Raw genomic sequence first — 12,559 nt, forward strand, 5'->3', positions numbered from 1 at the left:
CGGAGACACGAAACCATGGACGCAGAACGCACCAACCTCATCGGCAGCACCCTGGAAGACCTGCAGTCGCGCTGCGCCGATCTCCGGAGGTATCTTTGACTACGATGCCAAGTCGGAACGCCTGAGGACCGTCAACGCCGCGCTGGAAGACCCCGCGGTCTGGAACGATCCGAAGAAGGCCCAGGAGCTGGGCAAGGAGAAGAAGCAGCTCGACGACGTGGTCGTCACCCTGCAGCAGCTCGACCGCGAACTCGCGGACAACCTGGAGTTGTTCGAGATGAGCCGCGACGACGACGATGAAGCCGGCCTGCTCACCCTCGAGGCCGAGACGCGCAAGCTCACCGAGACCGTCGAGGCGCTGGAGTTCCGGCGCATGTTCGACAAGCCGGCCGACCCGATGAACGCCTTCCTGGACATCCAGGCCGGCGCCGGCGGCACCGAGGCCTGCGACTGGGCCGGCATGCTGATGCGCCAGTACCTGCGCTATGCCGAGCGCAAGGGCTTCAAGGCCGTGGTGGAAGACGAGACCGCGGGCGACGTGGCCGGCATCAAGGGCGCCACCCTCAAGATCGAGGGCGAGTACGCCTACGGGCTGCTGCGCACCGAGACCGGCGTGCACCGGCTGGTGCGCAAGTCGCCGTTCGACTCGTCGGGCGGTCGCCACACCAGCTTCGCCAGCGTGTTCGTCTACCCCGAGATCGACGACTCGGTGGAGATCACCATCAACCCGGCCGACGTGCGGGTGGACACCTACCGCGCCTCCGGCGCCGGCGGCCAGCACATCAACAAGACCGACTCGGCGGTGCGGCTGACGCACGTTCCCACCGGCATCGTGGTGCAGTCGCAGGACAGCCGCAGCCAGCACAGCAACCGCGACCTGGCCTGGCAGCGCCTGCGCTCGCGCCTGTACGACCACGAGATGCGCAAGCGGATGGAAGAGCAGCAGAAGCTGGAGGACACCAAGACCGACGTCGGCTGGGGCCACCAGATCCGCAGCTACGTGCTGGACCAGAGCCGGATCAAGGACCTGCGCACCAACGTCGAGATCTCCAACACCCAGAAAGTCCTGGACGGCGACCTCGATCCTTTCATCGAGGCGTCGCTGAAACAGGGCGTCTAAGGAGCCACCATGCGTGAAGGCCAGAACGCGGTGATCTACCGCGCCGACTACCAACCCCCGCCGTACTGGATCGACGCGGTCGAACTGGTGTTCGATCTCGACCCGGCCAAGACCCGGGTGCTCAACCGCATGAAGGTGCGGCGCAACCCGGACCTGCCGGCCCAGCCCCTCAAGCTCGACGGCGAGGAGCTGAACCTGGCGCGCGTGCTGGTCAACGGCCAGGGCACCTCGTTCAAGCTGGAAGGCGGCCGGCTGGTGCTGGAGAACCTGCCCGAGGGCCACGAGCCGTTCGAGCTGGAGATCTTCACCACCTGCGCGCCGGCCAAGAACACCCAGCTCATGGGCCTGTACGTCAGCAACGGCTCGTTCTTCACCCAGTGCGAGGCCGAGGGCTTTCGCCGCATCACCTACTTCCTGGACCGGCCCGACGTGATGGCCAGCTACACCGTCACGCTGCGCGCCGACAAGCGCCTGTACCCGGTGCTGCTGTCCAACGGCAACCGGGTCGGCGCGGGCGAGCTGGACGACGGCCGCCACTGGGCGCGCTGGGTCGATCCGCACCGCAAGCCCAGTTACCTGTTCGCGCTGGTGGCCGGCCAGCTGGTGTGCCGCGAGCAGAAGGTGCTGTCGCGCGGCGGCAAGGAACACCTGCTGCAGGTCTACGTGCGCGCCGGCGACCTGGACAAGACCGAGCACGCGATGCACTCGCTGATGGCCTCGGTCGCCTGGGACGAGGCGCGCTTCGGCCTGCCGCTGGACCTGGAGCGCTTCATGGTCGTCGCCACCAGCGACTTCAACATGGGCGCGATGGAGAACAAGGGGCTGAACATCTTCAACACGAAGTACGTGCTGGCCAGCCAGGCCACCGCCACCGACACCGATTTCGCCAACATCGAATCGGTGGTCGGCCACGAGTACTTCCACAACTGGACCGGCAACCGGATCACCTGCCGCGACTGGTTCCAGCTCTCGCTCAAGGAAGGCCTGACGGTGTTCCGCGACCAGGAGTTCAGCCAGGACCTGGCCGGTGAGGCCTCGGCCCGCGCCGTCAAGCGCATCGAGGACGTGCGGGTGCTGCGCACCGCCCAGTTCCCGGAGGACGCCGGCCCGATGGCGCACCCGGTGCGGCCCGACCAGTACCTCGAGATCAACAACTTCTACACGGTCACGATCTACGAGAAGGGCGCCGAGGTCGTGCGCATGATGCAGACCCTGGTGGGCCGCGACGGCTTCGCCCGCGGCCTGAAGCTGTACTTCGAGCGGCACGACGGCCAGGCGGTCACCTGCGACGAGTTCGCGCAGGCCATCGCCGACGCCAACCCGCAAAGCAAGCTGCACGAGCTGCTGCCGCAGTTCAAGCGCTGGTACAGCCAGGCCGGCACGCCGCGCGTGAAGGCCACGTCGCAGTGGGATGCGGCCACGGGCACCTACCGCCTGACGCTGTCACAGAGCTGCCCGCCCACGCCGGGCCAGGCCGACAAGGCGCCGTTCGTGATCCCGGTGGCCTGGGGGCTGCTGGGCCCGGACGGCCGCGAGGTCGCGCACGGCCTGCACGTGCTCACGCAGGCCAGCGAGACGCTGGCGGTCGAGGGCCTGGCGGCCGAGCCGGTGCCCTCGATCCTGCGCGGCTTCAGCGCGCCGGTGATCCTGGAGTTCGACTACAGCGACGAGCAGCTGCTGGCGCTGCTGGCGCACGACACCGACCCGTTCAACCGCTGGGAGGCCGGGCAGCGGCTGGCCGTCAACCGCGCGCTGGCCGCCATCCGCGGCGAGGCCGGGGCCGCGCTCCACCTGGACGCCCCCTTCATCGAGGCCATGCGCAGCATCCTGCGCCACCCGACGCTGGACGCCGCCTTCAAGGAGCTGGTGCTCACGCTGCCGGCCGAGACCTACATCGCCGAGCAACTGGACGTGGTCGACCCGCAGCGCGTGCATGCGGTGCGCGAGTCGATGCGCGAGCAGCTGGCCGCCGCGCTGCTGCACGACTGGGCCTGGGCCTACGAGGCGCACAAGGACTGCGGCGCCTACCGGCCCGATCCGGTGTCCGCCGGCCGGCGCGCGCTGGCCGGGTTGGCGCTGACCCACCTGTGCATCGCGGCGCGCCGCACGCACGACCCGGTGTGGCCGGGCAAGGCCTACCAGCGCTTCAAGGACGCCTCGAACATGACCGACCGCTTCAACGCGCTGGCGGCGCTGGTGATCAGCGGGCACGAGCTGGCACGGTCCGCGCTGGAGCGCTTCCACGCCATGTTCAAGGACGAGCCGCTGGTGCTGGACAAGTGGTTCTCGCTGCAGGCCGGCGCGCCCGACCGCGGCGGCAACATCCTGCCGGCGGTGCGCCAGCTGATGCAGCACCCGGACTTCAACATCCGCAACCCGAACCGCGCGCGCAGCCTGGTCTTCAGCTACTGCAGCGCCAACCCGGGCGCGTTCCACCGGCCCGATGCCGCCGGCTACGTGTTCTGGAGCGAGCGCGTGATCGAGCTGGACGCGATCAACCCGCAGGTGGCGGCCCGGCTGGCGCGCGCGCTGGACCGCTGGCGCAAGCTGGCCGAGCCCCAGCGCAGCGGCGCCCGCGAGGCGATCGCGCGGGTGGCGGCCAAGGCCGACTTGTCGAATGACGTGCGCGAGGTGGTGACCCGCGCGCTGGCGGAGTGAGGAGGAAGAAAGCCTTATGACCAACAACGTATCCCTGACCCGCTACCTCGTCGAGCAGCAGCGCACGCACGGCCACATCCCCGGCCAGCTGCGGCTGCTGATCGAGGTGGTGGCCCGCGCCTGCAAGCGCATCAGCCACCACGTCAACAAGGGCGCGCTGGGCGACGTGCTGGGCACGGCCGGCACCGGCAACGTGCAGGGCGAGATCCAGAAGAAGCTGGACATCATCGCCAACGAGGTGCTGATCGAGGCCAACGAATGGGGCGGCCACCTGGCCGGCATGGCCAGCGAGGAGATGGAAGCCATCTACGTGGTGCCCAACCGCTTTCCCAAGGGCGAGTACCTGCTGCTGTTCGACCCGCTGGACGGCTCGTCCAACATCGACGTCAACGTCAGCATCGGCACCATCTTCAGCGTCCTGCGCATGCCGGAGGACGACCGCGGGGTCGACGAAGGCGACTTCCTGCAGTGCGGGCACAAGCAGGTCGCGGCCGGCTACTGCATCTACGGCCCCCAGACCACGCTGGTGCTGACGGTGGGCGACGGCGTGGCCATGTTCACGCTCGATCGCGAGCAGGGCTCCTTCGTGCTGACCCAGGAGGACGTGCGCATTCCCGAGGACACCAAGGAATTCGCGATCAACATGTCCAACATGCGGCACTGGGACGCGCCGGTGAAGCGCTACATCGACGAGTGCCTGGCGGGCAAGGAAGGCCCGCGCGGCAAGGACTTCAACATGCGCTGGGTCGCCTCCATGGTGGCCGACGTGCACCGAATCCTGACGCGCGGCGGCATCTTCATGTACCCCTGGGACAAGCGCGAGCCCGAAAAGCCGGGCAAGCTGCGCCTGATGTACGAGGCCAACCCCATGGGCTGGCTGGTCGAGCAGGCCGGCGGCGCCGCCACCAACGGCCGCGAGCGCATCCTCGACATCGAGCCGAAGAAGCTGCACGAGCGCGTGAGCGTGATCCTGGGCAGCAGGAACGAGGTGGAGCGGGTGACGCGCTACCACCTCGAGGCCAACAAGTAGTCCACTGGGGTTCGGCAGGCTCCTTCCCGGCTCGCGGGAGCGCGTCGGGGGCAAGGACCACGTCCCTCGGGGGACTTCGGGTGTCGCCGCGCGGCGACGGTTAGTCCTTTCGGGCCCTGCCGATAACCCGCGGCGGCTGTGGTTGCGGCGCCGTCCGACAGCGCGCCACGGCCGAGGTGGCCCAAGATGGCCGCATGACAAGCCTGCCCCACGCGCAAGACACGATCCGGCGGGTGCTGCGCGAACACGGTCGGCTGGCGGTCGACGCGGACCGCCTGGCCGCCGACGCCGACCTGGCCCAGGCCGGCCTGACCGCCCATGCCCGCCTGAACGTGATGTTCGCGCTCGAAGGCGAGTTCGAAGTGGAGTTCCCCGAACCGATGATCCGGCGCGACGTGTTCCGCAGCATCCGCTCGATCGAGAGCGCGCTGCGCGAGCTGATCGCCGCCTGACCACGCGGCGTTCCGGATCGCCGCCCTACCGGCCGGCGTCCCTTCAATAGGCACCTCGCAACCGCAGAGGCGGCGGAGCCGCCCGCTATAATCGTCGGCTCACGTGCCGGAGTAGCTCAGTCGGTAGAGCAGCTCATTCGTAATGAGAAGGTCGGGGGTTCGATTCCTCTCTCCGGCACCACAATGAACAACGGGGTTGGCTGTCGCGGTCAACCCCGTTTCCACGTCCGCTGATCCCTGGCATCGAGGCGCGAGAACGCTCACCGCTCTCGCGATTCCTTGGGCTGCAGCTGCAGTTCCCCGGCACCGGAGTCGTCCAGGTTGACCGCCAGGATGCGCGCCATGGCCTGGAGCCGCTGCAAATCCTTCACGCCGATGCGATCGTCCACCTGGTGGCTGAAGCAGCAGATCGTGCCGTAGACGCCGCCGCCTTTCAGCAGGATGGGCGCGCTCAGGTGGGTGCCGATCTGGATCGACGTGGCGGGCGCCACGCCGCGCTCGATCAGCGGTTGCGCATCGGGGATGAACTGCGGCAGGCGGCCATTCACCACATGGTGGCACCAGCTTTCCTCGACCGGGTCCGAGTGCCCCACCTTCACCACGGTGATGCCGGGCTTCGCGTCGACGACCCGGAACGTGCGCCGGTTCTGCTGGAGCTGGGAGACGAACACCACGTCCATGTCCAGGTGATCGCGCACCACGCGGAGCGCCTCCTTGACCTTGGGGTGGACCAGCGGATCGGCGGCGTCGCTCGTCGCGACCAGTAGTTCGGAAATGCGGACGTCGATGTCGTCGGGGTGGTAGTCGAGGAACTGCAAAAACGGCTTCCGGATTCACGTGCGCACGGCGTCGAATTCAAATGCGCGCCGCGGCATTGTCGCCCGTTCAGGCCGCGCCGCACTCGCGGCGAGCACGTGCGGATTGAACCGGGCGGCGAGCAAGCCGGGCCCTGCCGATCACCCTTCGGCATGGGCCTCCCCGCGTTGCGAGCCAGGGTCGACCGTGCCCGCAGGCCGCCCTATCACAGGTGCAGGCATGGCAAGTTCACAGCTCGCGTGGAGAAGGCTGTGGAAAACCGCGGGAGTTACTCTCCGGCCGCTGAATTGGCGCGGGTTCCAGCAACCTGCCTCTTTCGTGAGCAGCACCAGCCGGCCCTGAAAGCTTCGCCGAGCGGCGTGGCGCGGGCGAGACACCCAGGTCGGTTTCGTCCCGTTCCGGCCATCACGGGCATCGGGACGTCCAGGTCCCTGCGCGCGCCGTATGCTCGGGGCCCATGAGTTCAAGGCTCCCCAGGACGCTGGAAGACGCGATGCTTGCCATCGCGGCGGCACAGGATCGTGCTACCGCGTCGGGCATCTCCTTGCACCAGCCGCCCCCGACACCCACGACTTGCTGCGGGCGGGGTTGTGCCGGCTGTGTGTGGGAGTCTTACTTCGATGCCGTGGGCTGGTGGCTGGAGGACGCCCGGCAGGACTGAGAGAAGCCGCCGGATCGTTCCTGCGTATGGGCCTTCAGACCCAGCCGGCCGCCCCCAGCGCCGCCCCCATGGCCAGCATCCAGACCAGATGCAGTCGCGTGCGCCACACCAGCAGCGTGCACACGGCGGTGAGCGCCCAGGGCCGCCAGCCCGCGGCGCCGGCGCTCGCAGCCTGGGCCAGCAACCACGCGGTCGACAGCAGCAGGCCGACCACGATCGGCGCCATGCCTTGGCGGAAAGCGCGGATGGCGAGCCGTTCGCGATGGCGGTGGCTCCATCGCGTGGCAACCAATGCCAGCAGCGAGCTCGGCGCCAGCACGCCGAACACGGAAGTGGCCATGCCGAAGGCGGCCAGCGCCAGCCGGATGGCGTCGGGCTGTCCGGCCCCCGCATTGACCCCCACGTTCCAGCCCGCCAGCGCAATGAACAGGACGTTGGGGCCGGGCGCCACCTGCGCGAGCGTCAGCGAGGTGCCGAACTGGGTTTCGCTCAGCCAGCCGCGCCCGTCCACCAGGAAGCGGTGCAGGTCCGGCGCCAGCGTGACCGCGCCGCCGACGGCGAGCAGCGACACGGACAGGTGGAAGGCCAGCAGCTGAAGCCAATCGCCGGCGCTCATGGCGGCGGCCTGCGGCGCAAGTACATGGCGGTCAGCAGGCAAGTGCTGCCGCCCAGCACCAGGACGATGGCGGCCAGCGGCCAGCGCAGGACCACCGCACCGGCAAATGCCGCGGCGCTTGCCCCGGCCGCCAGCGGCAGCCCCAGGGCATGGCTGCGCAGGCCGGCCAGCAGCTTCAAGCCGGTGCCCGCGATCAAACCTGCGGCCACGGCCCCCATGCCGCGCAGGGCGCCCGCCATGGCCGGATGGTCGGCGTGCTGGGCATACAGCGTCCCGAGCAGGAGCAGCAGCAGCAAGGGGAAGGCCAGCAGCCCGCCCAGCGCCGCGGCGGCGCCGCGCCAGCCGAAGTGGCGATCGCCGAACATCAGCGCCAGGTTGCACACGTTGGGCCCGGGCAGCACCTGGGCCACGGCCCAGTCTTCGACGAACTGCGCGTTGGTCAGCCAGCGCCGCCGCTCCACCAGCTCGCGCTGCACGACGGCGAGGACGCCGCCGAATCCCTGCAGCGAGAGCCAGGAGAACGCCCAGAACAGGTCCGCCGGGCGGCCCGGCGCCGGCACGCCGGCGCCGATGGCACTCGTCACGCGGCCGCTCACTGGACCGTGATCTTCCGGTCGCGGATCACGCGGCCCCACATGGCCGTCTCCCGCTCGATCTCCCGTGCCAGTTCCTCCCGGGTGCCCGGCTGCGCCGGCATGCCGTGGCGGTTGAGCGCCTCGGCCACGTCGGGCGACTTCAGCACCTTCACCAGTTCCGTGTTCCAGCGATCCAGCACCGCCTTGGGCACCTTGGAGGATGCGACGAAGGCGTACCAGTTGGTCGCGCTGTACCCCGGGTAGCCCGACTCGGCGATGGTCGGCACATTCGGCGCGGCCGCAAGCCGGCTGGGGCCGGTGCTTGCCAGAGGAATCAGCTTGCCGCTCTCGATGAACGGCTGCGCGGTGTTGAACGTCGAGTAGTACGAGGCCACGCGGCCGGCCACCAGGTCCTGCATCGCGGGCGCACCGCCCTTGTACGGGACGTGCACCGTGTTGATCCTGGCCATGTCGTCCAGCAGTTCGCCGGCGAGGTGCGAGGCCGAGCCGAGCCCTGTGGAGGCGTATTCGAGCTTGCCCGGGTTCGCCTTCGCATACGCGACGAATTCGGCGAAGGTCCTGATCTTCAGGTCGGCGTGCACGACCAGGATGTTGGGGAAGTTCACCCCCATGGTGATGGGCGCCAGGTCCTTCACCGGGTCGTAGGGCAGCTTCATGAGGTGCGGCGCGATGGTCAGCGGCCCGACCGACCCGAACAGCAGCACGCTGCCGTCGGTGGGCGCCTGGCTGGCCACGAACTGGTGGGCGATGTTGCCGCCCGCACCCGGCCGGTTGTCGATCACTACCGAGATGCCCAGGTTCTCCCCGAGCTTCTTGCCAATGAGCCGCGCCGATGCGTCGGCCGCCCCGCCAGCGGCGAAGCCGACCACGATCGTCACGCTCTTGCGGGGCGGGAACTCCTGGGCCGATGCCAGCCCGGGGGCCAGCAGGGCGGCGGCGGCGAGCGCGCCCAAGTGCAGCAACTTGCGTTTGTTCATGGCTGTCTCCTCTTTGTCGTTTGGACTCGGGTCAATCGGCACCCAGGCCGATGGGGTTGGGTTGGCGCCTTTCCACTGCGTATCGCAGCAGCGCCGCGGCGCGGAAGACGGCGTGCGCGAACTTGCCATAGGGCAGCGTGGCGAACAGCGCCATCACCGCCCCCAGGTGCAGGCACAGCAGCAGCGCCAGCGCCGGCGTGCCGCGCGCCAGCCACAGGACGAGGCCGCTGGCGCTGATCAGGAACAGCAGCGCGATGAAGCCCAGGTCCATCGGCTTCTGGCCGGCATCGCCGTGCAACGGGTGCCGGCGCCGGTGCAGCCGCCACAGTCCGGCCGTCCCCACCAGCAGGCTCACGCCGCCGGCGGCTCCCAGCAGCTTGGGCAGCGACGGAAGGTCGTAGGGCGCCTGCCATCCCAGCAGGTAGTGGTAGAGCGTGGCCACGCTCGTCGCGGCGAAACAGAGCCCGAAGCCATAGAACGTGAAGTGGTGGAAGCGGCGCCTCCAGAGGGTGTAGGCGTCGTCCTCGTTCGAACAGCCTTCGCCGTGGCCGCCGTCCAGGTACTTCAGGCGCAGCGCGTCCTGCGTGGCCTCCGCGGCGGCGGCAGCGCCAACGGGGGCGCCGCCGGTGGCCGGCGTCACCTCGCGCCAGAAGCGGCGCACCGCCATGCCGAGCGCCAGCACGGCGAACAGGAACACCGGCGCGAACAGCCCGACCATCAGGTTGTGCGGGAACAGGTCGTAGAAGTGGCCGCCCGGCACTGCGTCCCACAGGCTTCCCTTGGCTGCCACCCCCAGTGCGAGGAACAGGGCCAGCCCCAGCGCGAGTGCGACCGACACCGCCAGTCCGTTGCGGTGGTAGAGCGCGCCCAATGCGGGCGGCCAGGCGAAGTCCGCATAGGTCTGCCGGCGCACGCGGGCCATCGACTGCGGCACGTTGACGGCGAACTCGTGCGGCGGCGCGTACTGGCAGGCATGCAGGCAGGCGCCGCAGTTGTGGCACAGGTTGGCCAGGTAGTGGATGTCGGCGTTGGCGAAACTCAGACGCCGGGTCATCGCCGGAAACACCGCGCAGAAGCCCTCGCAGTAGCGGCAGGCGTTGCAGATCTGCAGCTGGCGGGCCACCTCGGCCTCGTCGGGGCTGGACACGGTGGGGCTGGAGGCAGCGACGAACTGGCCCGCCGCCAGCGCGCGCGCGTCGCGGGTCAGGGCTTCAAGCGATTGCATGGGAAGGCGTCTTCTGGCTGAGGGCGGCTCGCGCTGCATGGCTGCCGGCGATGCGGCCGAAAGCCGTGCCGATGGACATGCCCACGCCGGCCGTGTAGCCCTGCCCCAGCACGTTGCCGGCCATCATCTCGCCGGCGACGAACAGGTTGGGACTCGGCACGTCGCCGAAGCGCACGGCGGCGGTCTCGTCGGTGCGCAATCCGAGGTAGGTGAAGGTGATGCCGGGACGCACGGCGTAGGCATAGAAGGGAGGCGTGTCGATCGGCCTCGCCCAGTGCGTCTTGGGCGGCACTAGGCCGTCGGTGCGGCAGTCATCCAGCCGCGTGTGGTCGAACCTGTCGCCGCGGCAGGCGGCGTTGTACTCGCGCAGGGTCTGCTCGAACGCGTCGGAATCCAGCCCGATGCCGCGCGCGAGTTCCGCCAGGCTGTCGGCCTGGACACCCGGGAACACCGGCGGCATGAAGCGCCCCACCGCCTTGGCGTCGATGATCGACCAGGCGATCTGCCCCGGCTGCTGCGCGACCAGCCGGCCCCAGATGGCATAGCGCTTGGGCCAGAAGTCCTCGCCCTCGTCGTAGAAGCGGCGCGCCTCGCGATTGACGACCACCCCGAGCGAGACGCAGTCGATGCGCGTGCAGATGCCGCCGTCATAAAGCGGCGCGCGGGCGTCGATCGCCACCATGTGGGCCTGGGTCGGGTCGCCGATGCGATCGGCGCCGTGGTCCTCGAGCAGGTGGCGCAGCAGCACGCCCTGGTTGAAGCGCGTGCCGCGGATCAGGAAGTTGTCGGCCGGCCACTCGCCGCGCTCATTGCGGCCCCAGGCTGCGCGCAGCCACTCGCGGTTGGACTCGAAGCCGCCGGCCGCCAGCACGCAGGCCCTGGCCTCGATGCGCTCGCCGCCGACCCAGGCCGCGACGAAACGGCCGTCGGCGATCTCGATGCGGTCGACCGGCGCCTCGTAGCGGACCCGCACCCCCAGCCGTTCCGCGCTGCGGTAGTAGGCATTGACCAGCGCCTTGCCGCCGCCCATGAAGAAGGCGTTGGTGCGGGCCACGTGCAGCGCGCCCGACAAGGGCGGCTGGAAGCGCACGCCGTGGCTGCGCATCCAGTCGCGGCAGGTGGCGGAGGCGCGGATGGTCAGGCGTGCGAGGTGTTCGTCGGTGAGCCCGCCCGTCACCTTCAGCAGGTCCTGCCAGAACTCCTCTTCCGGGTAGGCGTCCACCAGCACGTCCTGCGGCGCATCGTGCATGCACCGCAGGTTGCGCGTATGGGCCGAGTTGCCGCCGCGCCAGGGGCGCGGTGCGGCCTCCAGCAGCAGGACGCTCGCGCCCGCCTCCGCCGCCATCAAGGCGGCGCACAAGGCGGCGTTGCCGCCGCCGATGACCAGCACGTCCGTGCCCATGGTGTCCCGCCGTCCGTTCTTCGAGAATTCGCCGGGGCGGATTGTGGTCGCACGCAACCCTCGTGGGAAATGAAAAAGTGGTCGCGACTATTGCGATCGGCGCATCAATGCTCGAGCCGCATCCCGCGCAGGAGCGCGTGGAAGGCTTCGGCCGCCGGCGACAGGCTGGAGCGCCGGTGCCGCAGCAGGACGACCTTGCGGCGGACTTCGGGGTTCTTCAGCGGGATCTTGCGCACGCCGGGGCGGTCGCCTTCCTTGAACGTGGACGACGGCAGGATCGCGCTGCCGACGCCGGCCGCCACCAGGTTCACGGCCGTGGCGTGGTGCTGCACCTCGTAGCGGGCGAGCAGGCGGATGCCGCGCCGGGCCAGCTGGTAGTCCATGAAGATGCGCGTGGCCACGAAGCTGCTGACACCGATCAGGTCGACTTCGCGCATGTCGGACCAGGTCACGCTCTTGCGGTCCTGCAGCGGATGCGGCACCAGGCAGATGAACGCGAGCGGATCGGAGAACAGCGGCGCCTCCATCAGGTCCGGATGCTTCTCCGTCTGGATCGCGATGCCCAGTTCCGCCTGGCCCGTCAGTACCGCGTCGCGCACCTCGCTGTCGGCGCCATCGAGCAGGCGCATGCGGTTCGCCGGGTATTGCTGCGCGTACTGCCGCATGACGCGGGGCAGCACGTGCGATGTCATGGACGGGATGCAGGCGAGCGTGAAGCTGCCGCGCCCGTGCAGCGACATGTCCTTCAGCCGCTCCACCGCCGTGGTCATCTCCTGCACCATGGCGCGCGCCTGCGGCAGGAAGTCGCGTCCGACGGCCGTCAGTTCGACGCGCCGCGTCGTCCGATCGAGCAGCTTGAGCCCCAGGTAGCTCTCCAGTTTCTGGATCCGCCGCGTCAGCGCCGTCTGGGAGATGTGCAGTTCGCGCGCGGCTCGGTTGAATCCACCGAGTTCGGCGACGACAACGAAGGCCTGCACGCCGTCGAAATCGATCTTCATGGGTCTGC

12 protein-coding genes and 1 tRNA gene are annotated in these 12,559 nt (G+C 69.4%); 6 read left to right on the plus strand and 7 right to left on the minus strand.

Translation table 11 applies throughout. The features are described from left to right. Positions 1-15 precede the first annotated feature (15 nt). From prfB to PE066_RS06165, 5 genes are all read left to right on the plus strand, one after another. A protein-coding gene (prfB, locus tag PE066_RS06145) for a peptide chain release factor 2 (protein WP_271235676.1) occupies positions 16-1,120 on the plus strand; the annotation gives its coding sequence in 2 pieces (ribosomal slippage) (positions 16-96 and positions 98-1,120; 1,104 coding nt in all). A 9-nt stretch (positions 1,121-1,129) separates the two neighbouring features. Then, entirely contained in the window at positions 1,130-3,778 is a 2,649-nt protein-coding gene (gene pepN, locus PE066_RS06150; RefSeq protein ID WP_271235677.1) for an aminopeptidase N, read from the plus strand. Between the two features lie 16 nt (positions 3,779-3,794). Next, a complete protein-coding gene (locus PE066_RS06155; protein ID WP_271235678.1) occupies positions 3,795-4,808 on the plus strand; it encodes a class 1 fructose-bisphosphatase in 1,014 nt (337 codons plus the stop codon). A gap of 194 nt (positions 4,809-5,002) precedes the next feature. Next, complete coding sequence (locus PE066_RS06160) at positions 5,003-5,260, plus strand: acyl carrier protein (protein WP_271235679.1); 258 nt, start codon at positions 5,003-5,005, stop codon at positions 5,258-5,260. A 105-nt stretch (positions 5,261-5,365) separates the two neighbouring features. Further along, positions 5,366-5,441, plus strand: a tRNA-Thr gene (locus tag PE066_RS06165). A 79-nt stretch (positions 5,442-5,520) separates the two neighbouring features. On the opposite strand, the gene PE066_RS06170 is transcribed toward PE066_RS06165, so the two are convergent. Then, positions 5,521-6,078 (minus strand): GAF domain-containing protein, encoded by a 558-nt coding sequence (locus PE066_RS06170; RefSeq protein WP_271235680.1) that lies wholly within the window; start codon positions 6,076-6,078, stop codon positions 5,521-5,523. A gap of 455 nt (positions 6,079-6,533) precedes the next feature. Here PE066_RS06170 and PE066_RS06175 point away from each other — a divergent pair, with 455 nt between their 5' ends. Next, the gene (locus PE066_RS06175; protein ID WP_271235681.1) at positions 6,534-6,737 is read left to right on the plus strand and encodes an oxidoreductase-like domain-containing protein; all 204 of its coding nucleotides are present in this window, start codon (positions 6,534-6,536) and stop codon (positions 6,735-6,737) included. A 34-nt stretch (positions 6,738-6,771) separates the two neighbouring features. On the opposite strand, the gene PE066_RS06180 is transcribed toward PE066_RS06175, so the two are convergent. From PE066_RS06180 to PE066_RS06205, 6 genes are all read right to left on the minus strand, one after another. Beyond that, positions 6,772-7,353: a chromate transporter gene (locus PE066_RS06180; protein ID WP_271235682.1), complete on the minus strand. Its 582-nt coding sequence runs from the start codon at positions 7,351-7,353 to the stop codon at positions 6,772-6,774. Then, positions 7,350-7,937, minus strand: coding sequence for a chromate transporter (locus PE066_RS06185; protein WP_271235683.1), 588 nt, complete (start codon positions 7,935-7,937; stop codon positions 7,350-7,352). The genes PE066_RS06180 and PE066_RS06185 overlap by 4 nt, the downstream gene beginning before the upstream one ends. 8 nt (positions 7,938-7,945) lie before the next feature. After that, a complete protein-coding gene (locus tag PE066_RS06190) occupies positions 7,946-8,926 on the minus strand; it encodes a Bug family tripartite tricarboxylate transporter substrate binding protein (RefSeq protein ID WP_271235684.1) in 981 nt (326 codons plus the stop codon). 31 nt (positions 8,927-8,957) lie between these two features. Next, complete coding sequence (gene tcuB, locus PE066_RS06195) at positions 8,958-10,151, minus strand: tricarballylate utilization 4Fe-4S protein TcuB (protein ID WP_271235685.1); 1,194 nt, start codon at positions 10,149-10,151, stop codon at positions 8,958-8,960. Beyond that, positions 10,138-11,553, minus strand: coding sequence for an FAD-dependent tricarballylate dehydrogenase TcuA (tcuA, locus tag PE066_RS06200; RefSeq protein ID WP_271235686.1), 1,416 nt, complete (start codon positions 11,551-11,553; stop codon positions 10,138-10,140). Before tcuA ends, tcuB begins: the two co-directional genes overlap by 14 nt. Positions 11,554-11,657: 104 nt before the next feature. After that, the gene (locus PE066_RS06205; protein WP_271235687.1) at positions 11,658-12,551 is read right to left on the minus strand and encodes a LysR family transcriptional regulator; all 894 of its coding nucleotides are present in this window, start codon (positions 12,549-12,551) and stop codon (positions 11,658-11,660) included. Between the last annotated feature and the right edge of the window lie 8 nt (positions 12,552-12,559).

This window comes from Ramlibacter tataouinensis (assembly GCF_027941915.1).
Taxonomy (GTDB): Bacteria; Pseudomonadota; Gammaproteobacteria; order Burkholderiales; family Burkholderiaceae_C; genus Ramlibacter; species Ramlibacter tataouinensis_C.

What these genes read in the sequence shown, in the direction of transcription:
- pepN (WP_271235677.1), top strand. Translation starts at nt 1,130, where the DNA reads ATGCGTGAAGGCCAGAACGCGGTGATCTACCGCGCCGACTACCAACCC.
- PE066_RS06155 (WP_271235678.1), top strand. Translation starts at nt 3,795, where the DNA reads ATGACCAACAACGTATCCCTGACCCGCTACCTCGTCGAGCAGCAGCGC.
- PE066_RS06160 (WP_271235679.1), top strand. Translation starts at nt 5,003, where the DNA reads ATGACAAGCCTGCCCCACGCGCAAGACACGATCCGGCGGGTGCTGCGC.
- PE066_RS06175 (WP_271235681.1), top strand. Translation starts at nt 6,534, where the DNA reads ATGAGTTCAAGGCTCCCCAGGACGCTGGAAGACGCGATGCTTGCCATC.
- PE066_RS06180 (WP_271235682.1), bottom strand. Translation starts at nt 7,353, where the DNA reads ATGAGCGCCGGCGATTGGCTTCAGCTGCTGGCCTTCCACCTGTCCGTG.
- PE066_RS06190 (WP_271235684.1), bottom strand. Translation starts at nt 8,926, where the DNA reads ATGAACAAACGCAAGTTGCTGCACTTGGGCGCGCTCGCCGCCGCCGCC.
- tcuB (WP_271235685.1), bottom strand. Translation starts at nt 10,151, where the DNA reads ATGCAATCGCTTGAAGCCCTGACCCGCGACGCGCGCGCGCTGGCGGCG.
- tcuA (WP_271235686.1), bottom strand. Translation starts at nt 11,553, where the DNA reads ATGGGCACGGACGTGCTGGTCATCGGCGGCGGCAACGCCGCCTTGTGC.
- PE066_RS06205 (WP_271235687.1), bottom strand. Translation starts at nt 12,551, where the DNA reads ATGAAGATCGATTTCGACGGCGTGCAGGCCTTCGTTGTCGTCGCCGAA.